Origin of the sequence: Streptomyces sp. NEAU-sy36 (genome assembly GCF_013423905.1) — a bacterium.
Taxonomy (GTDB): Bacteria; Actinomycetota; Actinomycetes; order Streptomycetales; family Streptomycetaceae; genus Streptomyces; species Streptomyces misionensis.
On the sequence record NZ_CP058977.1, the window covers coordinates 7,207,284 to 7,229,828 of the forward strand.

Annotated in this window: 21 protein-coding genes; 5 read left to right on the forward strand and 16 right to left on the reverse strand. The window is 73.0% G+C overall.

Annotated features, from left to right (window positions below; translation table 11 throughout):
* Window positions 1–57: 57 nt before the first annotated feature.
* Window positions 58–1,137, reverse strand: a complete 1,080-nt coding sequence (dapE, locus tag HZZ00_RS31445) for a succinyl-diaminopimelate desuccinylase (RefSeq protein ID WP_180329555.1) — start codon at window positions 1,135–1,137, stop codon at window positions 58–60.
* A gap of 96 nt (window positions 1,138–1,233) precedes the next feature.
* Here dapE and HZZ00_RS31450 point away from each other — a divergent pair, with 96 nt between their 5' ends.
* Both HZZ00_RS31450 and HZZ00_RS31455 read left to right on the forward strand, forming a co-directional pair.
* Entirely contained in the window at window positions 1,234–2,220 is a 987-nt protein-coding gene (locus HZZ00_RS31450; protein WP_180329556.1) for a heavy metal transporter, read from the forward strand.
* Window positions 2,221–2,508: 288 nt separating this feature from the next.
* On the forward strand, window positions 2,509–2,925 hold the full coding sequence (locus HZZ00_RS31455; protein ID WP_180329557.1) for an ATP-binding protein: 417 nt from the start codon (window positions 2,509–2,511) through the stop codon (window positions 2,923–2,925).
* A gap of 95 nt (window positions 2,926–3,020) precedes the next feature.
* On the opposite strand, the gene HZZ00_RS31460 is transcribed toward HZZ00_RS31455, so the two are convergent.
* A complete protein-coding gene (locus HZZ00_RS31460; protein WP_180329558.1) occupies window positions 3,021–4,115 on the reverse strand; it encodes a bifunctional succinyldiaminopimelate transaminase/glutamate-prephenate aminotransferase in 1,095 nt (364 codons plus the stop codon).
* A gap of 124 nt (window positions 4,116–4,239) precedes the next feature.
* On the reverse strand, window positions 4,240–4,560 hold the full coding sequence (fdxA, locus tag HZZ00_RS31465; protein ID WP_014674796.1) for a ferredoxin: 321 nt from the start codon (window positions 4,558–4,560) through the stop codon (window positions 4,240–4,242).
* 140 nt (window positions 4,561–4,700) lie between these two features.
* Between fdxA and HZZ00_RS31470 the strand changes: the two genes are divergently transcribed.
* Entirely contained in the window at window positions 4,701–5,750 is a 1,050-nt protein-coding gene (locus HZZ00_RS31470) for a GNAT family N-acetyltransferase (RefSeq protein WP_180329559.1), read from the forward strand.
* Window positions 5,751–5,778: 28 nt separating this feature from the next.
* Window positions 5,779–6,648: a SirB1 family protein gene (locus HZZ00_RS31475; RefSeq protein WP_180329560.1), complete on the forward strand. Its 870-nt coding sequence runs from the start codon at window positions 5,779–5,781 to the stop codon at window positions 6,646–6,648.
* Between the two features lie 18 nt (window positions 6,649–6,666).
* On the opposite strand, the gene HZZ00_RS31480 is transcribed toward HZZ00_RS31475, so the two are convergent.
* The 8 genes from HZZ00_RS31480 to HZZ00_RS31515 form a co-directional block, all read right to left on the reverse strand.
* The gene (locus HZZ00_RS31480) at window positions 6,667–7,281 is read right to left on the reverse strand and encodes a response regulator transcription factor (protein ID WP_180329561.1); all 615 of its coding nucleotides are present in this window, start codon (window positions 7,279–7,281) and stop codon (window positions 6,667–6,669) included.
* Complete coding sequence (locus tag HZZ00_RS31485; protein ID WP_180333780.1) at window positions 7,278–8,468, reverse strand: sensor histidine kinase; 1,191 nt, start codon at window positions 8,466–8,468, stop codon at window positions 7,278–7,280. Before HZZ00_RS31485 ends, HZZ00_RS31480 begins: the two co-directional genes overlap by 4 nt.
* A gap of 5 nt (window positions 8,469–8,473) precedes the next feature.
* Complete coding sequence (locus tag HZZ00_RS31490; RefSeq protein ID WP_070026926.1) at window positions 8,474–9,211, reverse strand: ABC transporter permease; 738 nt, start codon at window positions 9,209–9,211, stop codon at window positions 8,474–8,476.
* Window positions 9,208–10,149 (reverse strand): ABC transporter ATP-binding protein, encoded by a 942-nt coding sequence (locus tag HZZ00_RS31495; protein ID WP_180329562.1) that lies wholly within the window; start codon window positions 10,147–10,149, stop codon window positions 9,208–9,210. Before HZZ00_RS31495 ends, HZZ00_RS31490 begins: the two co-directional genes overlap by 4 nt.
* A 147-nt stretch (window positions 10,150–10,296) precedes the next feature.
* The gene (locus HZZ00_RS31500) at window positions 10,297–12,501 is read right to left on the reverse strand and encodes a hypothetical protein (protein ID WP_180329563.1); all 2,205 of its coding nucleotides are present in this window, start codon (window positions 12,499–12,501) and stop codon (window positions 10,297–10,299) included.
* A gap of 197 nt (window positions 12,502–12,698) precedes the next feature.
* A complete protein-coding gene (locus HZZ00_RS31505; protein ID WP_180333781.1) occupies window positions 12,699–13,091 on the reverse strand; it encodes a DUF6113 family protein in 393 nt (130 codons plus the stop codon).
* 32 nt (window positions 13,092–13,123) lie between these two features.
* Window positions 13,124–14,002: an N-acetyl-1-D-myo-inositol-2-amino-2-deoxy-alpha-D-glucopyranoside deacetylase gene (mshB, locus tag HZZ00_RS31510; RefSeq protein WP_180329564.1), complete on the reverse strand. Its 879-nt coding sequence runs from the start codon at window positions 14,000–14,002 to the stop codon at window positions 13,124–13,126.
* Window positions 14,003–14,133: 131 nt separating this feature from the next.
* Complete coding sequence (locus tag HZZ00_RS31515; RefSeq protein WP_070026930.1) at window positions 14,134–14,328, reverse strand: hypothetical protein; 195 nt, start codon at window positions 14,326–14,328, stop codon at window positions 14,134–14,136.
* A 177-nt stretch (window positions 14,329–14,505) separates the two neighbouring features.
* Between HZZ00_RS31515 and HZZ00_RS31520 the strand changes: the two genes are divergently transcribed.
* Entirely contained in the window at window positions 14,506–16,620 is a 2,115-nt protein-coding gene (locus HZZ00_RS31520) for a S9 family peptidase (RefSeq protein ID WP_180329565.1), read from the forward strand.
* A gap of 113 nt (window positions 16,621–16,733) precedes the next feature.
* On the opposite strand, the gene HZZ00_RS31525 is transcribed toward HZZ00_RS31520, so the two are convergent.
* From HZZ00_RS31525 to HZZ00_RS31545, 5 genes are read right to left on the reverse strand one after another with little or no spacing between them, the layout of a single operon-like run.
* Window positions 16,734–17,825 (reverse strand): ABC transporter ATP-binding protein, encoded by a 1,092-nt coding sequence (locus tag HZZ00_RS31525; RefSeq protein ID WP_180329566.1) that lies wholly within the window; start codon window positions 17,823–17,825, stop codon window positions 16,734–16,736.
* Entirely contained in the window at window positions 17,809–18,792 is a 984-nt protein-coding gene (locus HZZ00_RS31530; RefSeq protein ID WP_180329567.1) for an ABC transporter ATP-binding protein, read from the reverse strand. The genes HZZ00_RS31525 and HZZ00_RS31530 overlap by 17 nt, the downstream gene beginning before the upstream one ends.
* 8 nt (window positions 18,793–18,800) lie before the next feature.
* Complete coding sequence (locus HZZ00_RS31535; protein WP_074993175.1) at window positions 18,801–19,781, reverse strand: ABC transporter permease; 981 nt, start codon at window positions 19,779–19,781, stop codon at window positions 18,801–18,803.
* On the reverse strand, window positions 19,774–20,697 hold the full coding sequence (locus tag HZZ00_RS31540; RefSeq protein ID WP_180329568.1) for an ABC transporter permease: 924 nt from the start codon (window positions 20,695–20,697) through the stop codon (window positions 19,774–19,776). The genes HZZ00_RS31535 and HZZ00_RS31540 overlap by 8 nt, the downstream gene beginning before the upstream one ends.
* Before the next feature lie 5 nt (window positions 20,698–20,702).
* Window positions 20,703–22,322, reverse strand: a complete 1,620-nt coding sequence (locus HZZ00_RS31545; protein WP_180329569.1) for an ABC transporter substrate-binding protein — start codon at window positions 22,320–22,322, stop codon at window positions 20,703–20,705.
* Window positions 22,323–22,545 lie beyond the last annotated feature (223 nt).

A 22,545-nucleotide genomic window follows, 5' to 3' on the forward strand; every position in this document is an offset into this window, starting at 1 on the left:
GGGTTGCGCAGGGGGGACGTGCGCGTGTCCGCCGGGCGTGCGCCGCGCGGGGCTCCGCTACGCGGTGAGCCAGCCGCGCAGCCGCTCCTCGGCCGCCAGGATCTTGGCGGTCTCCACGCGCTCGTCCCGCTTGTGCGCCAGGTGCGGGTTGCCGGGGCCGTAGTTGACCGCGGGGATGCCGAGCGCGGCGAAGCGGGAGACGTCCGTCCAGCCGTACTTGGGCCGCGGGGCGCCGCCCACCGCCTCGATGAAGGCCGCGGCGGCCGGGTGGGAGAGGCCGGGCAGCGCGCCGCCGCTGTGGTCGTCGATCACGAACTCCTCGACCCCGCAGTCCGCGAACACCTCGTGGACGTGCGCGATCGCCTCCTCCTCGGTGCGGTCGGGGGCGTAGCGGAAGTTGACGGTGACCACGCACTCGTCGGGGATGACGTTGCCCGCGACCCCGCCGCTGATACCCACGGCGTTCAGCCCCTCGCGGTACTCCAGGCCGTCGATCACCGGGTGGCGGGGCTCGTAGGCCGCGAGCCGCTCCAGGATCGGCGCGGCCGCGTGGATGGCGTTGGCGCCCATCCAGGAGCGCGCCGAGTGCGCCCGCTCGCCCTTGGTCCGCAGCAGCATCCGCAGCGTGCCCTGGCAGCCGCCCTCGACCTCGCCGTCGGAGGGTTCGAGCAGCACCGCGAAGTCGCCCGCCAGCCACTCCGGGTGGGCCTCCGCGACATGCCGGAGGCCGTTGAGGTGGGCGGCGACCTCCTCGTTGTCGTAGAAGACGAAGGTCAGGTCGCGGTTGGGGGCGGGGACCGTGGCCGCGATGCGCAGCTGGACCGCCACGCCCGACTTCATGTCGCAGGTGCCGCAACCCCACAGCACGCCGTCCTCGTCCAGGCGCGAGGGCACGTTGTCCGCGATCGGCACGGTGTCGATGTGTCCGGCCAGCACGACCCGCTCGGCGCGGCCCAGGTTCGTCCGGGCGATCACGTTGTTGCCGTACCGGTCCACGGTCAGGTGCGGCAGGGCGCGCAGGGCGGTCTCGACGGCGTCCGCGAGCGGCTTCTCGGTGCCGCTCTCGGAGGGGAGGTCCACGAGCCGCGCGGTGAGCGCGGCGGCGTCCAGCGTGAGGTCAAGCGTGGTGTCGGCCATGACCTCGACCCTAGCGCGCCGTCGTCGGCCGCCCGGCTCACGCGCGGTAACGCACCGCTGGCGTAAGGGTGGTGATCGCTCCAGTACCTTGTACGCGTGTCTGAGCCGTCCCCCACCCGTCTCAAGCGCCGCGGCCGTCTCTTCCGGTTCTCCGCGGCCCTGTTGGTCCTGTGCGGCGTCGCCGCCTACCTCGTGGTGCAGTACGTCACCGGAGGCGGTGGAGCCCATGGCTGCAAGGTGGTCTCGGCCACCGGCGACGGGGCGTCGTACGAGTTCACGCCCGAGCAGGCGGCGAACGCGGCGACGATCGCCGCCGTGGGCACCGGCCGGAACATGCCCGAGCGGGCCGTGACCATCGCGCTGGCCACCGCGATCCAGGAGTCCGGGCTGCGCAACATCGAGCACGGCGACCGGGATTCGCTCGGCCTGTTCCAGCAGCGGCCCTCGCAGGGCTGGGGCACCGAGGAGCAGATCATGGACCCCACGTACTCGGCGGGGATCTTCTACGCCCATCTGGCCAAGGTCCCCGACTACACCGGGCTGCCGCTGACGGTGGCCGCGCAGAAGGTGCAGCGCAGCGGCTTCCCGGAGGCGTACGCCAAGCACGAGCCGGACGCCGAGCTGCTGGCGGCCGCGCTGACCGGGCAGGCGGCGGCCACGCTGACCTGCGACGGGCGCTTCGACACGAGGGCCACGGCGACCGGTCCGGACGCGGTACGGGCGGCGCTGGTGCGGGACTTCGGGCGGGATGCGCTGCAGGAGACCGGTGCCGAGGTCGGCGGCACCCCGGTGCCCTCGCCGACCCCCTCGCCCAGCGTGACGGCGACGGCGAGCGGGCGGACCGTGAGCGTGCCGGTGCCGCTCGGCGCGCGCCGGGACGCGAGCGGGCGCGGCGAGCAGCAGCGGGGGTGGCAGCTGGCGCAGTGGGCGGTCGCCAACTCCGCGGCGCTGCACATCCAGCGGGTGACGTACGCGGGGCGGGTCTGGACGAGCGACGAGGGGTCGTGGCAGCCGGTGCGCTCGGACGGGGCCGGCGGTGCGGAGCGGTCCGTGGGCGTTGTCCGGATCGTGACCGGACAATAGTGCGGGGCGTCGTCCGGGAGGATGGCGTCGCCGTCTTGTGCGGGGCCGTACGGGCGAATCACGGGTCGAACCGGGAAACCCTTGGGAATCAAGGGGCGTAAGGATTCTGCTGGGCGCGCGGAGCCTCGCTCTTTGCCCGTTTTTATCCACACCTGATAATGCGATGCGTTATCCATTCGTGACCTGGGGTGTCCGCAACCTTCGCGGGCTTCGAGCGGTAGTCACGGCGTCCGGGCCCGGTGCCGGGTCCGGACGAAGACACCGTTCTCTCCCGTCGAATGGAGCATCATGTCCCTCCCCCTGACCCGCCGGATCGCCCGTGCCGCGCTGCTCGTCGCAGCGGGAGCGGCCGCCGGGGTCGGTGCGGCCGGCTCCGCCGGTGCGGCCACGAACCTGCCGGCCACTCCGAACCTGGGCGGCCTGACCGCGCTGGACGGCGCGCACGTCGGCAACACCGTCGACGGTGCCGCCGAGAACGTCACCGCGCTGGCGGGCAACGCGGGCGGCAACGCCCTCAAGCAGGCGGTCCCGGCCGCGGGCAGGACGGCCGGCGGTGCCGTGCAGAAGGCGGCGCCCGCGGCGCAGCAGGCCGCGGGCGGTCTGACCGGGGCCGCGGGAAGCGCCCTCGGGGACGCGGCGGCCGGCGCGACGAAGGGCGGGCTGCCCACGTCCAACCTGCCGGTCCAGGGGCTGCCGCTCACCTGAGTCCGGGCCTGAGCCGGCGCATCGCCCGCTGAACGGGGTCCAGGGGTTCCCTGGGCCCCGTTCCGCGCGTCCGGGCCCGCCAGGGCCCGCGGCGGTCAGCGAAGCCGGGAGACCGCCGCCTGGACGCGTTCGTCCGTGGCCGTCAGCGCCACGCGCACGAAGTTCTCGCCCGCCGTGCCGTAGAAGTCGCCGGGGGCGACCAGGATGCCCAGCTCGGCGAGGTGGGCGACCGTGGTCCAGCAGGACTCGTCGCGGGTGGCCCAGAGGTAGAGGCTGGCCTCGCTGTGCTCGATACGGAAACCGTGGGCGACCAGGGCCGCCCGCAGGGCCTCGCGGCGGGCGGCGTAGCGGGCGCGCTGCTCCTGGACGTGGGCGTCGTCGCCGAGGGCGGCCACGACCGCGGCCTGGGTCGGCGCGGACGTCATCATCCCGCCGTGCTTGCGGATCTCCAGCAGCGGGCCCAGGACCGCCGGGTCGCCCGCGACGAAGGCGGCGCGGTAGCCGGCCAGGTTGGAGCGCTTGGAGAGGGAGTGCACGGCCACGATGCCGTCGTACGAGCCGCCGTTGACGTCCGGGTGCAGCACCGAGACCGGGTCGGCCTCCCAGCCCAGCTCCAGGTAGCACTCGTCGGAGACGACCAGGACGCCGTGGGCGCGGGCCCAGGCGACGATGTCGGTCAGCTCCCGGGCGGAGAGGACCTTGCCGGTGGGGTTGGACGGGGAGTTCAGCCAGAGCAGCTTGAGACCGGCCGGGTCCAGGTCGCGCGGGTCGTCGTAGACCTCGTACGCGGCGCGGGCGAGGCGGGCGCCCACCTCGTACGTCGGGTAGGCCAGTCGCGGGTAGGCGACCTTGTCGCCGGGGCCGAGGCCCAGCTGGGTCGGCAGCCAGGCCACCAGCTCCTTGGAGCCGACGACCGGCAGCACGTGCCGGTGGGTCACGCCGCGGGCGCCCAGGCGGCGCTCCAGCCAGCCGCAGATCGCGTCCCGCAGGGCGGGGGTGCCCCAGACGGTCGGGTAGCCCGGTGAGTCGGCCGCGTCGACGAGGGCCTTCTGGATCAGCTCGGGGACCGGGTCGACCGGGGTGCCGACGGAGAGGTCGACGATGCCGTCCGGATGGGCCGCGGCCGTCTTCTTGTAGGGCTCCAGCTTGTCCCAGGGGAAGACGGGAAGCCGGTCGGAGACTGCGGACACGATCAGTGGCTCACTTTCGTCTGGTGCGGCAAACGCCTCGGTCCCGTGCGGCGGCGATCGGGGCGATCGAGCCGTACGGGACCGAGGCGGCGCGGTTCGGCGCGGGCCGCTTGGCGCTAAACGGTCACTCGCCCTGCGGCGGCAGCGCGGCGACGAAGGGGTGGTCGCGTTCGATCAGCCCCAGCTTGCTGGCGCCGCCGGGCGAGCCCAGCTCGTCGAAGAACTCGACGTTCGCCTTGTAGTAGTCCTTCCACTCCTCCGGGACGTCGTCCTCGTAGAAGATCGCCTCGACCGGGCAGACCGGCTCACAGGCACCACAGTCGACGCATTCGTCCGGGTGGATGTACAAGGACCGCTGGCCCTCGTAGATGCAGTCGACCGGGCACTCCTCGATGCACGCCTTGTCCTTGACGTCGACACAAGGCTGCGCGATGACGTAGGTCACGCTGTCGTTCCTCCTCGATAGGGCGCTGGCGGGCCTCCTCAGGCTCCGCCGCCTGGCGCGCGGGAGCGCGGCGTCGTCGATGCCCGCCCCTAGTATCTCCGTTCCGGAGCATGATCCGAACAGGAGGGGTGAACTGACCGGTGGAAATCTCGGCACAAGGGCGCCTTGTAGTCCGCATCACCCCCGCTGACGTGGGGAAACGCGTCTCCGTACGGCGGTTGAGCGAACCCGGTGCGGCGCGGGAGAAGTTCACCGACACGGTGGGCGTTCTCACATCTTGGGATCATGGCGTGGTCATGATCACACAACGGGGCGGCGAGAGTGTCCGGTTTCCGGAAAACACCCTCGTGGCGGGCAAGGTGGTGCCGGCCGCCCCGGCCCGCCACCGGGGTCCGGCGGCCGGTTACGAGGAGCTGGCCCGGGTCGCCTCGCGCGCGTGGCGGCCGGTGGAGAGCGAGCCGCTCGGGCAGTGGGAGCTGCGGGCCGCCGGCGGGTTCACCCGGCGGGCCAACAGCGTGCTGCCGCTGGGCGATCCCGGCCGTCCGCTCGACGCGGCCCTGGCGGCCGTACGACGCTGGTACGGCGAGCGGGGCCTGCCCGCGTACGTGCAGACCGCGACCGGCGCCGAGGGCACGCAGGAGCTGCTCTGCGCGGAGCTGGAGCGGCGCGGCTGGGTGCGGGAGGTGACCGCCGAGGTGTGGACGGGCGCCCTGGCGCCGGTCGCGGACCGGGCCGGCGGCGCGGACGTGGTGCTCGCCCGCGAGGCGGACGCGGCGTGGCTCGCGCGGTACGGGCGCAAGGGGGTGAGCGAGGTGGCCCTGAAGGTGCTCGGCTCGCGCGCGGACGACCGCGGGGCGGGGCCGTCCGTGTGGTTCGCCTCCGTGCCGGGCGCGCCGGGCGCGGCGCCGGCGGCGATCGGGCGGTGTGCCGTGGACGGGCGCTGGGCCGGGTTCGCCGCCGTCGAGGTGGACCCCGGGCGGCGCAGGCAGGGCCTGGCCACCGAGGTGATGGCCGCGCTCGCCCGCCGCGCCCTGGCCGAGGGCGCCTCGGCCGCCTGGCTCCAGGTGGAGTCCGACAACGAGCCCGCACGGGCCCTGTACGGCGCTCTGGGCTTCTCCCGGCACCACGCCTACCACCACTTCCGGGAGCCGGGGGAACGCTCGCCGCAGGACCTCCCGGACCGGTCGTAGAACCCCGTTGAGAGGGCAGGAACCCGCCATGCCGAACCCCCGTCGTCTGCCGCCTCCCTACCCGCCGTCGCCGGAGCGGTCCGCCGAGGTGCGGCGCCGGTTCGGCGAGGAGGCGCGGGCCGAGCGGCCGGATCTCGCGGCGCTGTGCCTGCTGATCGGCGCGGAGGCGGACGGCTCGCTGGACGAGGCCGGGATCGACGCCGCGCAGGCCGAGCTGGACCGGCTCGCGGGCGAGCTGCCGTACCGGCCCGGCGGGCCGCGCGCCTGGGCGGAGGCGGTGCGGCGGCTGCTCGGCGGGCGCTACGAGTTCCACGGCACGCCCGGCGACTACGAGCGCCTGGAGTCCTCGCTGCTGCACGAGGTGCTGCGGCGGCGGCGCGGGCTGCCGATCCTGCTGTCGGTGGTGTGGCTGGAAGTCGCCCGGCGGGCCGGGGCACCGGTGTACGGCGTGGCGCTGCCCGGGCACTTCGTGATCGGGTTCGGGACACCCGGGGAGCAGGTGCTGGCCGATCCGTTCGAGGGCGGGCGGGTGCTGAGCGGGCCGGACGCCGAGCTGCTGGTGGTCGGGGCGACCGGCGCGCCGCTGGATCCGGCGATGCTGGGACCCGCCCCGCCGCTGGAGGTCGTCCAGCGGATCCTCAACAACATCCGGGCCTGGGCCGCGGCCCGCCCCGAGCACTCGGACGTCGCGCTGCGGGCGGTGGAGCTCTCGCTGCTGATCCCCGCCCACCCGGCCCGGCTGCGCTACGAGCGCGGGCAACTGCTGGTGCAGCGCGGGCAGTTCCTGGCCGGGGCGGCGGAACTGGACGCGTACGCCGAGCTGATCGAGGTCGTCGACGAGCCGGCCGCCGAGCGGGTGCGGCGGCAGGCCCGCACGGCCCGCGCCAAGCTCAACTGACCGGCCGCCGGTCCGCGTTCAGAGCCAGCCCTTCTCCCGGGCCGTGCGCACCGCCTCCGCCCGGTTGCGGACGGCGAGTTTCTGGATGGCCGTGGAGAGGTAGTTGCGGACCGTCCCCTGGGACAGGTGCAGGGCCGCGGCCAGTTCGGCGTTGGTGGAGCCGTCGGCCGCGGCGCGCAGCACCTCGCGTTCGCGTTCGGTGAGCGGGTTGGCGCCCTCGGCCAGCGCGGCGGCGGCCAGCGTGGGGTCGATGACCCGCTCACCGGCGAGCACCGTGCGGACGGCGGCGGCGAGTTGGGCCGCCGGGGCGTCCTTGACCAGGAAGGCGTCGGCGCCGGCCTCCATGGCGCTGCGCAGATAGCCGGGGCGCCCGAAGGTGGTGAGCACCACCAGCTTCACCCGGGGGAACTCCCGGTGGACGCGGGCCGCGGCCTCGATGCCGGTGCAGCCCGGCATCTCGATGTCGAGCAGCGCCACGTCGACGTCGTGCGCGCCGACCGCGGCGAGCACCTCGTCCCCGCGTGCGACCTGGGCGACGACCTCGATGTCCGGCTCCAGGCCCAGCAGCGCGGCCAGCGCCTCGCGGACCATCGACTGGTCCTCGGCCAGCAGGACCTTGATCGTGCGCGTCATGCCCCGGATCCTACGTCCCCGCCGGCCGCCGCGGGCACGCGGGCGACCAGCCGGAAGCCGTGTCTGCACCGGCCCGCCTCCAGGGTTCCGCCGGCCTTCTCCAGGCGCTCGGTCAGCCCGGTCAGGCCGTTGCCGAAGCCGCCGCTGCCGCCGGATCCGTTGTCCTCGACGGTGAGTTCGAGCACCGGGCCGTCCAGGGTCTGGCGGTGCAGGAGCCGTACGGCGCAGCGGTCGGCGCCGCTGTGCCGGACCACGTTGGTGACCGCCTCGCGCAGGGCCCAGGCGAGCGCGGACTCGGCCTCCCGGTCCACCCCGTCGAGATCGGGCTCGTCGGGCAGTTCGGCGGTGACGCCCGCGGCGGTGAGGGCCACCTGGGTGCCGGCCAGCTCCACGGCGAGCCGGGGGCGCCGGTAGCCGGTGACCGCCTCCCGGACGTCCACCAGGGCCTGGCGGCTGACCTGTTCGATGTCGGCGACCTGCTGGGCCGCCTTGTCCGGGTGGTCCGGCAGCATCCGGCCGGCCAGCTCGCTCTTCAGCGTGATCAGCGAGAGCGAGTGGCCCAGCAGATCGTGCAGGTCGCGGGCGAGGCGCAGCCGCTCCTCGTTGGCGGCGAGCTGGGCGACGGTGGCCCGCGCCTTGCGCAACTCGATCGTGGTGCGCACCAGTTGGCTCACGCCGATCATCGCGAACCCGATGAGCACGACCATCAGCAGGTCCTCGTCGACCGCGTACGCGTCCCAGCGCATCTTGACGAGGTACATCACCAGTCCGGAGCCCGGGACCGCCCAGACCGCGAGCCGCGGCGGCAGCGTGGCCCCGCAGGCCACCGAGAGGTAGACGAACAACCCGGTCCAGTGGGTGCCGAGGCCGTAGCCCAGGGCGGGCGCGAGGACGGCGAGGACGCCCAGCAGCACGGCCACGGCCCGCGGCGAGAAGGGCCGTCCCATGTTCCGGAAGACCAGCGTCAGATACGCGACGACGAAGACCGCCAGGCCCGCCGCCCCCGCCACGGTGCCGGCCGTGGTGTGCCGGCCGCTGGTCAGGTCGTGGACCGGGGAGCTGAGGAAGACCAGCCACACGCCGATCCACAGCAGCTTGATCAGGACGTCGCGCCGGTTGCGGGGCCCCTGGCCGATCCGCACCTGCGGCTCCGGCCCGCGCGCGCCGGCCTGTGGGTCTTCCGTCATCGTGCTCACGCCTTCAGCGTGTCCTTCCGGTACAGCCACGCCGCGCCGCCCGCGAAGAGGACGAAGTACCCGGCGAGGACGGCGATGTCCGTGGTGTGCGGGGCCTGGCTCTCCTCGATCGCCCGGCCCAGCGCGGCGTACGCGTGGGTGGGCAGCCACTTGGCGATGTCCTGGAGGAACCGCGGGAAGGTCGTGGACGGCATCCACAGGCCGCCGAGGATCGACAGACCGAAGTACACGATCATCGTGATGGGGCGCACCGCGTCCCCGGAGGCGAGGTAGCCGAGGGCGACGCCGAGCGCGGCGAAGACGAGGCTGCCGGCCCAGATGACCCCGGTGAGGGCGAGCCACTGCCAGGCGTCCAGTCGTACGTGCTTGATCGCGGCGGCGGCCAGGAAGACCACCACGATGGACGGCAGGCTCACCACGGCCGCGCTGGCGGTCTTGGCGAGGACGTAGCCGCGCCCGGGCAGCGGGGTCAGCCGCAGCTGCCGCACCCAGCCGCTCTCGCGTTCCTTGGCGATGCGCTCGCTGTTGCCCATCAGGACGGCGGTCAGGGCGCCGAAGGAGGCCATGGAGACCATCATGTAGGTCGCCAGGGTCAGCCCGGTCCCGTCGATCCTGGTGTCGTCGGCGTTGCCCGCGATGATCAGGAAGAGGACGGCCGGGTAGAGCACCGAGAAAAACAGGAACTTCTTGTTGCGCAGGGCGCGGGTCAGTTCCAGTTTGATGAGCGAGTTCACGACTGCTTGGCCTCCTCGGCCTCCGTGATGGCGACGAACGCCTGTTCCAGCCCGAGGCCGGTGACTTCGAGGTTGCGGGGGTAGACATCGAGGCGGTACAGGGCGTGCACGGTGGCGTCGGCGTCGGCGGACTGGAGGCGCACGGTGTGGCCGAAGCCGCCGTGGGACACCGTGAGGGAGGTCAGCCGCGGCAGGGCGCGCAGGGCGTCCTCGTCGACGGTGCCCTCCAGGTCGAAGGAGATCCGCCGGGCGCCCGCCCTGGCCTTGATCTCGGCGGCGGTGCCGTCGGCGAGGAGCCGGCCGCGGTGCAGCACCAGGACCCGGTCGGCGATGGCGTCGGCCTCTTCCAGGTAGTGCGTGGCGAACAGCACGGTACGGCCCTGGTCGGCCTGCTCGCGCATGGTGGCCCAGAAGGCCTGGCGGGCGGTGACGTCCATGCCGGTGGTCGGCTCGTCCAGGATGATCAGGTCGCTGTCGCCCGCGGTGGCCAGGGCGAAGCGGACCCGCTGGGCCTGGCCGCCGGAGAGCTTGTTGACCTTGCGGTCGGCGATCTGCGTGATCCCGGCGCGGGCCAGCACGTCGGAGACCGGGTACGGCCGCGGGTGCAGCGAGCAGGACAGCTTGACCAGTTCACCGACGGTGACCTCGTCCATCAGGCCGCCGCTCTGGAGCATGGCCCCGACCCGCCCGGCCACGATCGCCTCGCGCGGGCTGGTGCCGAACACGGACACCGTGCCGCTGTCGGGCTGCTTCAGGCCGAGGAGCAGATCGAGGGTGGTGGACTTGCCGGCACCGTTCGGGCCGAGCAGGGCGACGGTCTCCCCCGGGTGCAGCCGCAGCGAGAGTCCGTCGACGGCCCGCACCGTCCCGTACGTCTTGGTCACCTGGTCGAACCCGACCACCTCGGTGGAGGTGGCCGGTACCGCTGTCGTTGTCATGACCCCAATGGTGCCGGGCGGGACGGGCGACCGGCAGTGCCGGTGATCCTGTGTGCGGGATGACAGATGTCATGCGGCCGGGGTGACATCCCCCGGGGGACGCGTCAGGGGCGCCCGGCGCGGTGCCGGACGCCCCTGACGCGGACCTCAGTTCGGGTTGGTGCTGATCACCGCGACGCGGTCGGTCGTGCTGGTCAGCGCCTGACGCATGGCCAGGTAGACGTCCTGGGGCGTCACCGGCGTCTTCTTGCCGTTGCCCCGGGTGATCAGGACACCGTCGAACGCCTGGCCGTACAGCTGCTTCAGGGCGGTGTAGTCGGGCTTGTCGGTCAGCTTGCCGTTGACCGCGGCCACGCCGAGGAACTTCCACAGCGACTTCTGCGGGCTGAACATGACCGTGTGCGCGGCGTCCGTCCGCACGGTCACGGGCGCCGACATGGCCGGCTTCGCGAACTCCTTCATCTCCCGGTCCACCTCGGCGTTGGAGACCGTCGGCTGCCGGTTGGTCGTCGGCACGGTGACCGGGGCCGAGCTGTTCGTCTCCACGGCCGTGCGGTAGGCCTGTTCGATCGCCTGGGCGGAGCCGGCCGCGTCGATGGCCTTGCCCGGCTTGCCGTAGACGGCCACGGCCTGGCCGGGCTTGAACTCGATGCCGCCCTCGACGACCGCGCCGGAGCCGGAGCCCCCGCCGGCCTGCTGGAGGGCGGCCTGGAGCTTCTCCTCGTCCACCGGCATGACCGGGGCGACCACGCGCTTCCGCCCGAAGAGGGTGCCGACCACGGAGACCGGGTTGTAGTCGCTCGTCGCGGCCTGGCTCGCGGTGGCCTGGAAGTCGAACTGGAGACCGGCGTTCGCCGGGGTGAGGGTGACCGTCTTGCCGCCCACGTCCAGCTTGAGCGGCTTGGCCACCCGGCTGCCGAACGCGTCGTCGAGCTTCTTGACGGCGTCGTCACGGGTGCCGCCGCCGATGTCGACGCCGAGCACGGTGGTGCCCTTGGGCACATCGGTGTGGTTCATCAGCAGCCCGGCGCCGTAGACACCGCCCGCGATCACCACCACGCCGGCGGCGAGCAGCACGAGCTTGCTGCGCCCCTTCTTCTTCGGCTTGGCCGCCGCCTTGGGCGCGGCCTTGGCGGGCTCGGGCGCGGGCTTGGCCGCGGTCCGCCCGGCCGGGCCGCCGGGGCCGCCCGCGCCGAACGGGACGCCGTTCCCGCCCGGGACGACCGGGATGCCGCTGGTGACGGTGTGTCCGGAGACGTTGTCCGGGGCGCGGTAGCCGGGCGTGCCCGGTTCGGGGGCCGGCTTCTGCGGGGTGAGGATCGCGGTGTCGTCGCTGAGCCCGCCGCCGGGACCGAGCCCGGTGCCCGAAGCGCCCGGGCCGTCGAGGCCGGCGATGTCCGCGAGGGCGCTGTGCGCGGGCGCGCCGCCCTGGCCGCCGTACCCGCCGGTCCCCGGCACCAGCGGGCTGTCGCCGGTGACCGGACCCCCGGTCGGCCCGGCGGGGCCCTGCGGGCCGCCGCGGCCGCCCGGTCCGTCGGCGCCGTCGGCACCGCCCACGCCGCCCGCGCCCGCGGGGCCGCCGAAGCCGTCCTGGCCGCCCTGCTCCGAGAAGTACGGCAGGTCGTCGCGGCGCGGCTCGCCGCCGTTGCCGTCGGCCCGGGAGCCGCCGCCGAGCGGGCCGGCGGCCAGCGCCTCGGTGACGTCGAAGGAGCCCGTGCCGCCGCCGTGCCCGGGGGCCACGGGGCCGCCGGTGGCGCCGGGCAGGCCCGCGCCGTTGGTCTTGCCGGAGCGGCCGGGCACGCTCATGGAGCCGACCACACCGCCGGGGCGTGCGCCGGTGCCACCCGCCGCGCCGTTCGCACCCGGTCCACCCGGACGGGCAGCCGGCGCGCCGGAGGCAGCGGTGGAACCGCCGGGGTTCTTGCCCCCGTTGGCGCCGCCCTTGCCGGTCGCGGCCTTGCCCCCGGAGGACTTGCGCGGCGCGAACCAGTCGCTGGTCTTCTCCTCGGCCGGGGCCGCGGGCTCGGCGGGCGCCTGCGGGGCGGGCGCCGCGGCGTCCGGCGTGCGCGCCTCGGCGGCCGGCTTCTCCTCGCGGGCGCCCTCGGCGGACTCGCCCTCCCCGACGGGCTTGCGCACGACGACCGGCGGGATCGGCCGGGACCCGGGGATGTTGATCCGGATCCGGGTCGTCAGCGTGGTCTCGGTCTTGCGTTCCTCCGGCGCGCCCGAACGGGCCGCACCCGTACCGTCGTCGGAAGCCATGGGGGTCCCGTACGGCGGGGTGCCGGAGGGGTACGCGGCTCCGCCGCGCCCGTTGGGCCCGGAGGACGGAGTGTCAGTTTCACGACTCAAGGCAGGTTCTCCCAGTTGGCTCCACCGCCCGACACGACCTCACTGCTCTGGCGGTCCCCCCGGCTCGAACGAGGTCGGCGGCGTGGGGGAGGTTCGGCGGCGCGCACCACCATACTGGCCGCTTCCGGCGGGCATCCCCTGACCGCCGGGGAAACCCACACCCAACTCGCACGCGGGCGGCACCGGAAAGCGGTACGTCACTTCCCAAGTCGGGCGGAGCCGTCACGGGGTTGCCGCATCGCGCCAAGCGTGGCGCAGATCACAGCGAGCGCCATGCCGCCGAAGAGGAAGAGGTAGGAGCCGCCGCCCGCGCCGAAGAGGAAGTCGCCCTCGGGGCGCGAGGAGGTGAGCAGTATGACGGTGACGATCCAGCCCGCCGCCGGGGCCATCGCGCCGCCCCGGGACCGGGTGGCGTACGAGCCGCCGAGGAAGGCGCCGACCGCGGCGGCGAGGGCGAGCAGCAGCCCGCCGGGGAACCAGGCGGCCTGCACCAGCGCGCCGGCGACCGCGACGAGGGCGCCGAGCAGGAACAGGCCGACGTACGCCGCGGCCCGCCCCGCGGACGGCGGCCGCAGCGGCTGGGCGAGCATCGAGCCCGGGGCGCCGTTGCCCGCGCCGCCGCTCACGGGGTCTCCTCGACGCCGAGGCCGGCGAACAGGTCGGTCTCGCCGGGGACGGCCGTACCGCGCACCAACTCGTAGTACTCGGTGGTGAACAGGGGCTGGGCCAGCTCGTTGGAGAGTGCGAAGCAGGACCCGGCCACCTCGATCTGGGTGGCGTGGGCGCGCATCGCGGCGGCCTTGGCGGCGGCGTGTGCGGTGCCGTCGACGGCGGTGGTGATCCGGTCGTCGTCCACCACGCCGGGTACGTCGTCCAGGGCTGCGCTCTTGGTGAAGGGCAGCGCGGGCAGCTCGTCCTGGAGCCGGGCGAAGGCGGCCTCGGCCACGGAGCGCGGGGTGCGGTTCCAGTAGACCTTGTCGACGCGGTGCCCGCGCTCGGCCGCGAGGTCCACGGCGCGCATGGCGACGCGGTGGGCCTGGATGTGGTCCGGGTGGCCGTAGCCGCCGTTGTCGTCGTAGGTGACGAGGACCTGGGGCCGGGTCTCCAGGATCACCTCGGCGAGGTGGCCGGCGGCCTCGTCCACGTCGGCCCGCCAGAAGCAGCCGGGGTCCTCGTTGTCCGCGGTGCCCATCATCCCGGAGTCGCCGTAGCGGCCCGCGCCGCCGAGCAGCCGGGCGTCGGTGACCCCGAGCGCGGCGAGGGCGGCGGCCAGCTCGCCGCGCCGGTGCGCGCCCAGGGCGGCCCCGGTCAGATGCCGCAGTCCGGGCGGGATGCACTCGCCCCGCTCCCCCAGGGTGCAGGTGACCAGCGTCACGTGCGCACCCTCGGCCACGTACTTGGCCATGGTGGCGCCGTTGTTGATCGACTCGTCGTCCGGGTGCGCATGCACCAGGAGCAGCCGCCGAGCGCCCCGCGACCCAAAGGAGGACAGTTCCGTCATGCCACCACCCTACGCAGGCCGACGGTGTTCCCGGCGCCCCCGGGCCTCCCCGTGCCCCGGCTCCGGCGGTTTGCGGGCCGCGCGGGAGGGAACCCGCACGGCCGGACGGGAGGGGCCGGCCGGGAGGCCGTTCAGAACTTGATGCTGCCGATCATGCTCGCCACGTTCGAGGTCAGCTGACTGATCGTGGGCGCGATGGTGGAGGAGGCGAGGTAGAAGCCGAGCAGGATGCAGACCACCGCGTGGCCGCCCTTGAGCCCGGACTTCTTCATCAGCAGGAAGACGATGATCGCCAGCAGCACCACCGCCGAAATCGAGAGTGCCACGGCGGCTCACCTCCAAAGTTCCCAGGGACGCGGCTGTTCGGAAAGATCGGTAGAGCAAGTCCATGCAGGCACCGGCAGGTTCATACCCACACAGCGGTAGTGATCATAACTATCCGTGCTCGCGCATCGCTCGGCGCACAGCCGCACAAGGGGGCGCATGGCCAATATGGTCGGGGTATGACGACCGAGTCCGACTCCTTCCCCCGTAGGCACGCCAGGACCCAGCGGTTCACCCTCGGCGCGCCGCGTGGATTCACCGTGGCGCCCGACGGCGCACGTGTCGCGTTCCTCCGATCGAGCTCCGGCACCGACCGGGCCAACTCGCTGTGGGTGCTTGACCTTCCGGACGGCACCGAGCGCCTCGTCGCCGACCCGGCCGCCCTTCTGCGGGGCGCCTCCGAACAGCTGTCGCCCGAGGAGCGGGCGCGCCGCGAGCGCAGCCGCGAGGGCGGGGCCGGCATCGTCGGCCACGCCACCGACGCCGCCGTGGAGTTGGCGGCTTTCACCTTGTCAGGGCGGCTTTTCACGGCGCGTCTGACGACCGGCGAGACCCGTGAACTCGCCGTCGCGGCACCGGTGATCGACCCCCGTCCGGCCCCCGACGGCCGGCACGTCGCGTACGTCGCGCAGGGCGCCCTGCGCGTCGTGGGCGCCGACGGCGAGGGCGACCGCGCGCTCGCCGAGCCGGAGACGGAGAACGTCACCTACGGGCTCGCGGAGTTCATCGCGGCCGAGGAGATGTCACGTCACCGGGGCTTCTGGTGGGCGCCGGGGTCGGACCGGCTGCTGGTGGCCCGCGCGGACGACACGCCGGTGACCCGCTGGTGGATCGCGGATCCGGCCCACCCCGAGCGTGAGCCACGTAACGTCGCCTATCCCGCCGCGGGCACCCCGAACGCGGACGTACGGCTGTTCGTACTCGGCCTCGACGGTGCGCGCACCGAGGTGCTGTGGGACCGCGCCCGCTACCCGTACCTGGCCCGAGTGCACTGGTCAGAGGCGGGTGCGCCGCTGATCCTGGTGCAGGCCAGGGACCAGCGCAGCCAGCTGTTCCTGGCGGTGGACCCGGACACCGGGACGACCCGGATGGTGCACGCGGACGAGGACCCAAATTGGCTGGAACTGTTTGCCGGTGTGCCCTGCTGGAGCCCCTCGGGCCAGTTGGTCCGGATCGCGGACGAGGGCGGCGCGCGCGTCCTGACCGTGGGCGAACGTCCGCTGACCAGCGGCCAGTTGCACATCCGCGCGGTGCTGGACGTGGGCGCGGACGACGTGCTCGTCTCGGCCTCCGCGGGTGCCGAGGCGGAGACGCCGGAGACCGGTGAGATCCATGTCTACCGTGTGAACGAGCTGGGTGTGGAGCGCGTCTCCCAGGAGCCCGGCGTGCACTCGGCGGTACGCGCCGGGGGCGTGACCGTGCTGGTCTCCGCGACGCTGGACAGGCCGGGCGCCCGCGTCCAGGTGCTGCGTGACGGAAAACCGGCGGCCACTGTCCGGTCGTACGCCGAAGACCCCGGTTTGTCCCCCCGGGTCACCCTCACCGAGGGGGGCGCACGCCGAATTCCGTGCGCCGTGCTTATGCCACGGGACTACCCCGGTGACACTCCCCTGCCGGTTCTGCTGGACCCCTACGGCGGTCCGCACGGCCAGCGGGTGGTCGCCGCGCACAACGCGCATCTCACCTCCCAGTGGTTCGCCGACCAGGGCTTCGCCGTGATCGTGGCCGACGGCCGGGGCACCCCCGGGCGCTCCCCGGCCTGGGAGAAGGAGATCCGCGACGACGTGGCGGAACTCGTGCTCCAGGACCAGGTGGACGCGCTTCGGTCGCTCGCCGAGCGGTTCCCGCTGGACCTGGACCGGGTGGCGATCCGGGGCTGGTCCTTCGGCGGCTACCTCTCGGCGCTCGCGGTGCTGCGCCGCCCGGACGTCTTCCACGCGGCGGTGGTCGGCGCCCCCGTCACCGACCTGCGCCTCTACGACACCCACTACCAGGAGCGCTACCTGGGCGACCCGAACGAGCAGCCCGAGGTCTACCGCCGCAACTCGCTGATCGACGACGCCGGCCTGGTCGACCCCGCCGAGCCGCACCGCCCGATGATGATCATCCACGGTCTCGCGGACGACAACGTGGTGGTCGCCCACTCCCTGCGGCTGTCCTCCGCCTTGCTGGCCGCCGGCCGCCCGCACGAGGTGCTGCCGCTGTCCGGGGTGACCCACATGACCCCGCAGGAGACCGTCGCGGAGAACCTGCTCAGGCTCCAGCTGGACTTCCTGCGGCGCTCCCTGGGCTGAGCCCCGGCCGCGTTAACACGCGGGCAACCTGCCGGTAGCGGTACCGATATGCGGACACGGCAGGCTGCCGCTCATACGGCCGTGCGGGTGCCGTGCGCGGGCCGGGGTGCGTGTCACCCCGGCCCGTTGCCGTTCACCGTGGCCTGCGGTGCCTCGGGCCCTCCGGGGTCCTCCGGCGGCACCACCCGCCGCTCCTCGGCGAAGTGGCACGCCGAGTCGTGCGCGGCCGGTCCCCCGCCCTGCGCGAACACCGCGGGCACCGCGAGGGCCGGCACCTCCCGGGCGCACCGCTCCCGCGCCTTCCAGCACCGGGTGCGGAAGCGGCACCCGGAGGGGATGTCCGTGGGCGAGGGCACGTCGCCGCCGAGGATGATCCGCTCGCGGTGCTCACGGGCCCCGGGGTCCGGGACCGGTACCGCCGACAGCAGCGCCTGGGTGTACGGGTGCGTCGGGTGGTCGTAGATCTCCGCGTCCCGTCCCGTCTCCACGATCCGGCCCAGGTACATCACCGCGACCCGGTCGGAGATGTGCCGCACGATCGACAGGTCGTGCGCGATGAACACGTAGGAGAGGTCGAACTCCGTCTGGAGCCGGGCCAGCAGGTTGATCACCTGTGCTTGCACGGAGACGTCCAGGGCGGACACCGGTTCGTCGGCGACGATGACCTCCGGGCGCAGCGCGAGCCCCCGCGCGATGCCGATGCGCTGGCGCTGGCCGCCGGAGAACTGGTGCGGGTAGCGGTTGACGTAGTCCGGGTCGAGCCCCACCACGTCCAGCAGCTCCCGCACCCGCCGGCGCCGGTCCCCCCTGGGGGCCGCCTCGGGGTGGATCTCGTACGGCTCCCCCACGATGTCGCCCACCGTCATGCGGGGGTTGAGTGAGGTGTAGGGGTCCTGGAAGACCATCTGGATGTTGCGGCGCACGGCCTTCAGGGCACGGCCCGACAGCCGGGTGATGTCCTCGCCCTTGAACCGGATGGATCCGGCGGTGGGCCGCTCCAGACTGCACAGCAACCGGGCGACGGTCGACTTGCCGCAGCCCGACTCGCCGACGATGCCGAGGGTTTCGCCCCGGCCGAGGGCGAAGTCGACGCCGTCGACGGCCCGTACCGCCCCGATCTCCTTCTTGAACAGGATGCCCCGGGTCAGCGGGTAGTGCTTGACGAGTCCCTCCGCCTCCAGGATCGGTTCACCGCTCGCCGTCATCGAGGCACTCCCTCCAGAAGTGGCAGGCGCTGCCCCGGGCCTCGGACACCTCGTACAGCGGGGGCACCTCGGTGCGGCAGACGTCCCGGGCCATCGGGCAGCGCGGGTGGAAGGCGCAGCCCGGGGGCACCCGGGTCAGGTTCGGCGGCAGGCCCTTGATGGCGTACAGCTCCCGCCCCTTGAGGTCCAGGCGGGGGATGGAGTCCAGCAGGCCCCGGGTGTACGGGTGGGCGGGCGCCCGGTAGATGTCGTGCACGGGCGCCGACTCCACGATCCGCCCGGCGTACATCACCGCGATCCGGTCGGCCACGTCCGCCACCACCCCGAGGTCGTGGGTGATGAGGACGAGCCCCATCCGGTACTCGCGCCGCAACTCCGCGAGCAGGTCCATCACCTGGGCCTGCACGGTGACGTCCAGGGCGGTGGTCGGCTCGTCGGCGATGACGAGGGCCGGCTCCAGGGCCAGCGCCATCGCGATCATGATGCGCTGGCGCATCCCGCCGGAGAACTGGTGCGGGTAGTCGCGCACCCGCTGGGCGGCGCCCGGGATGCGCACCCGGTCCATCAGCTCCACCGCCCGGGCCCGCGCCTCCCGCTTCGACGCCCCCCGGTGCACCACGAAGAGTTCGCCGAGCTGGTCGCCCACCGGGAGCACCGGGTTGAGGGCGGACAGCGCGTCCTGGAAGATCATCGCCATCTTCGCGCCGCGCAGCCCGCGCCGCTCCTCCTCCCCGAGCCCGAGCAGGTCCCGGCCCTGGAAGAGGATCTCGCCGCCGGTGATCCGGGCGGGCGGCGTGTCGAGGATGCCCATCACGGCCTGCGCGGTCACCGACTTGCCCGACCCGGACTCGCCGAGCACCGCCAGCGTCCGACCCGCGTCCACCGCGTACGACACCCCGTCGACCGCCCTGGCGACCCCGTCCCGGGTGCGGAACTCCACGTGCAGGTCGCGGACTTCGAGCAGCATGTGCGCGGTCACCTCAGCCGGGGGTCGAGGGCGTCGCGGACCGCGTCGCCGAGCATGATGAAGGCAAGGACGGTCACGGCGAGGGCGCCGGAGGGCCACAGCAGGGCGTGCGGGGCGTTGCGGACGTAGGGCGAGGCGGCGGAGATGTCGATGCCCCAGGAGACGCTGGGCGGTCTGAGGCCGACGCCGAGGTAGGACAGGGTGGCCTCCAGGGAGATGTAGGTGCCCAGCGCGATGGTCGCGACCACGATGACCGGGGCGACGGCGTTCGGGGCGATGTGGCGCAGCAGGATGCGGGAGTCGGAGGCGCCGAGCGCGCGGGCCGCCTGGACGTAGTCGTGCTGCCGGGCGGTGATGACCGAGCCGCGCGCGATGCGGGAGATCTGCGGCCAGCCGAGCAGCACCATGAAGCCGATCACGGGCCAGACCGTGTTGCTGGTGACCACGGACAGCAGCACCAGGCCGCCGAGGACGACGGGGATGGCGAAGAAGATGTCGGTGGTGCGGGACAGCAGCGCGTCCCACCAGCCGCCGTAATAGCCCGCCAGGCCGCCGAGCACGGACCCGAGGAGGGCGACCCCCAGGGTGGCGCAGACGCCGACCGTGACGGACGTACGAGCGCCGTAGACGGTGCGTGTGTACACGTTGCAGCCCTGTCCGTCGTAGCCGAAGGGGGCGCCCGGGCCCGGACCGTCCTGGGACTTGGCCAGGTCGCAGGCGAGCGGGCTGCCGGAGGCGATCGCCGAGGGCCACAGCGAGACGAACACCAGGAAGACGATGACCAGGGCGGAGAGCAGGAAGACCGGGTTGCGGCGCAGGTCCCGCCAGGCGTCGGACCACAGCGAGCGGGGCTTGCCCGCGGGGCCCGCGCCCGCCGGGCCGCCGGGGCCCTCCTCCAGCGTGGCGGCCTCGCTCGCGCCCAGGTCCATGGGGCCGCCCATGCCGGTCCCGGCGATGGCCCCCTCGGGCTCGTAGGGCTGTTCAGGCATAGCGGATCCTCGGGTCGAGTACGGCGTACAGGAGGTCGACGAGGAGGTTGGCGAGGAGGAAGACCAGCACCAGGACGGTCACGAAGCCGACGACGGTCTGCGTGTTCTGCCGCAGGATGCCCTGGTAGAGCTGGTAGCCGACGCCGTGGATGTTGAAGATCCGCTCGGTGACGATCGCGCCGCCCATCAGCGCGCCGATGTCGGTGCCGATGAAGGTGACCACCGGGATCAGCGAGTTGCGCAGCAGGTGGCGGGTGACGACGCGGCGCCGGGGAAGGCCCTTGGCGATCGCGGTGCGCACGTAGTCGGAGCGCTTGTTCTCCGCGATCGAGGTGCGGGTGAGCCGGGTGACGTAGGCCAGCGAGACGGAGGCGAGCACCAGCCCGGGCACGATCAGCTCGCCGAAGGCGGCGGCCGGCGAGACGGACGGTTTGATCCAGCCCCACTCCACGCCGAGCAGCAGTTGCAGCAGCAGTCCGGTGACGAAGGTGGGCAGGGAGATGACGACCAGGGTGGCCAGCAGCACGCCGGTGTCCACGGGCCGGCCGCGCCTGAGGCCCGTGACGACGCCGAGCGCGATGCCGATGACGATCTCGAAGAGGACGGCCACGACGGTGAGCCGAACGGTGACCGGGAACGCCGCCGCCATCAGCTCGGTGACGGGTTGTCCGTTGAACGCCGTACCGAAGTCGCCCTCGAAGACGTTTCCCATATAGGTGGCGTACTGGCGCCACAGCGGCTGGTCGAGCCCGAACTCCCGTTTGAGCTGGGCGGCGGTGGCCGGGTCGCAGGCCCGCTCGCCGCACAGGCCCGCGATGGGATCTCCCATCACGTTCACCATGAGGAAGATCAGCAGGGTGGCCCCGATGAACACCGGGATCATCTGCAGCAGTCGCCTGGCGACGTAGCGGCCCACGCGGCTCAGCCGACCTTGATCTCGTTGTAGACCGGCACGCTGAACGGGTTGAGCGCCACCCGGGAGAGCCGGGAGGAGTATCCGGCGCTGCCGTTCTGGTACCAGAGCGGGATGGCCGCCATGTTGTCGCGGACGACCTTCTCGGCCTCCTGGAAGAGCCGGATGGAGGCGGCCCGGTCGGTCTCGGCGTTGGCCCGGTCCACGAGCCGGTCGAACCGCGGGTCGGACCACTTGCCGTCGTTGGAGGAGGCGCCGGTGTAGTACAGCGGCTGGAGGAAGTTCTGGATCAACGGGTAGTCCATCTGCCAGCCGGCCCGGAAGGGGCCGGTCATCTTGTGCTGCCCGATCTGGTTGCGGAAGTCGGCGAAGGTGCCGACCGGGTTGCCGACGCACGCCTTGTCGTCGCGCAGGGCGTTGTTGATGGAGTTGCAGACGGCGTCCACCCACTGCTTGTGCGAGCCGGTGTCCGCGTTGTACGTGATGCGCAGCCGGCCGCCGGGGATGCCGCCGCCCTCCCGGACGAGCCTGCGGGCCCCGGCGGGGTCGTAGGCGCACGCGTGGCCGCACAGCCCGGCCTGGTAGCCGCCGGCCTTGCCGAGGACCGGGGAGGTCCAGTCGGTGGCCGGGGTGCGGGTGCGGCGGAAGATGGTCTCGGTGATCTGCGCGCGGTCGATGGCCATGGACAGCCCGGTGCGGACCTTGCGCGCCCCCTCGGTGTTCCACCTGGGGTCGTAGTACGGGAAGGCCAGGGTCTGCAGGATGCCGGCCGGGGTGTTGATGTACCGGCCGTCCAGGTCCGTGCGGACGTTCTTCAGCTGGGTGGCGGGCACGTCGTCGACGAGGTCGAGGTTGCCGGCCAGCACGTCGGTGTACGCGGTGTTGTTGTCGGTGTAGACGAGGAGGGTGACGCCCTCGTTGCGGGCCGGGTCGGGTCCGGGGTAGCCGTTCCACTTCTTCAGGGTCATCGCGGAGCCCTTGGTGTACGACGCGATCCGGTAGGGCCCGTTGCCGACCGGCTTGCGCAGCCAGGCGGCGTGGTCGGTGAAGAAGGATCGCGGCAGGGGCGCGTAGGCCGCGTAGCCGAGGGTGTCGGGGAAGCCGGCGAACTTCTGCGCCAGGCGGACGGTGAAGGTCCGGGGGCCGGTGACCCTGAGCCCTGACAGGGTGTCGGCGCGCTGCCGGCCGCTGTCGGGGTGGACCTTGTCGTAGCCGTCGATGTATCCGAAGAAGTAGGCGTCCTTCTGGTTGTTCCGCAGGCTCGCGCCGTAGTTCCAGGCATCCACGAAGGAGCGGGCGGTGACCGGCTCGCCGTCGCTGAAGCGCCAGCCGTCCTTGACGGTGATGGTGAAGGTGCGCGAGTCGGGGGTGCTGATGCGCTCGGCGAGCATGTTCACGGCCCGGCCGGTGCGCGGGTCGTACTTCTTCAGGCCCCGGAAGATCATGTCGAGGACCTTGCCGCCCTGCACCTCGTTGGTGTTGGCGGGCTCCAGCGGGTTCTGCGGGTCACCCCAGGACGAGGTCAGCACCCCGGCCCCGCCGAACGTCCCGGAACCGCCACATCCGGCCAACATCAGCCCGGCGGCAATCGCACAGGCGCCCCGTCGGACGCGCCGGACACCACGCATGGAGCGCCTCCTCGACGATCACCGAATGCATCACCGGCCAATATCGGCTCATACGACACATACCGCATACCCATGGCGGGATTGAGGGACCTTTAGAGGGACACGTCATCCGAATGCAGGCACCCCGGCGGAACCCTCGCAATGATCTTGAAAGGAGAGCGCAACAGATCACCGCGTAACGTTGCTGAAACGTTGGATTGGGACACGTCGATGTACGTATTTC

Coding starts and splice junctions, on each gene's coding strand:
- dapE (WP_180329555.1), bottom strand. CDS start 1,137: ATGGCCGACACCACGCTTGACCTCACGCTGGACGCCGCCGCGCTCACC.
- HZZ00_RS31455 (WP_180329557.1), top strand. CDS start 2,509: ATGTCCCTCCCCCTGACCCGCCGGATCGCCCGTGCCGCGCTGCTCGTC.
- HZZ00_RS31475 (WP_180329560.1), top strand. CDS start 5,779: ATGCCGAACCCCCGTCGTCTGCCGCCTCCCTACCCGCCGTCGCCGGAG.
- HZZ00_RS31480 (WP_180329561.1), bottom strand. CDS start 7,281: ATGACGCGCACGATCAAGGTCCTGCTGGCCGAGGACCAGTCGATGGTC.
- HZZ00_RS31485 (WP_180333780.1), bottom strand. CDS start 8,468: ATGACGGAAGACCCACAGGCCGGCGCGCGCGGGCCGGAGCCGCAGGTG.
- HZZ00_RS31495 (WP_180329562.1), bottom strand. CDS start 10,149: ATGACAACGACAGCGGTACCGGCCACCTCCACCGAGGTGGTCGGGTTC.
- HZZ00_RS31505 (WP_180333781.1), bottom strand. CDS start 13,091: ATGCTCGCCCAGCCGCTGCGGCCGCCGTCCGCGGGGCGGGCCGCGGCG.
- mshB (WP_180329564.1), bottom strand. CDS start 14,002: ATGACGGAACTGTCCTCCTTTGGGTCGCGGGGCGCTCGGCGGCTGCTC.
- HZZ00_RS31520 (WP_180329565.1), top strand. CDS start 14,506: ATGACGACCGAGTCCGACTCCTTCCCCCGTAGGCACGCCAGGACCCAG.
- HZZ00_RS31525 (WP_180329566.1), bottom strand. CDS start 17,825: ATGACGGCGAGCGGTGAACCGATCCTGGAGGCGGAGGGACTCGTCAAG.
- HZZ00_RS31530 (WP_180329567.1), bottom strand. CDS start 18,792: ATGCTGCTCGAAGTCCGCGACCTGCACGTGGAGTTCCGCACCCGGGAC.
- HZZ00_RS31535 (WP_074993175.1), bottom strand. CDS start 19,781: ATGCCTGAACAGCCCTACGAGCCCGAGGGGGCCATCGCCGGGACCGGC.
- HZZ00_RS31545 (WP_180329569.1), bottom strand. CDS start 22,322: ATGCGTGGTGTCCGGCGCGTCCGACGGGGCGCCTGTGCGATTGCCGCC.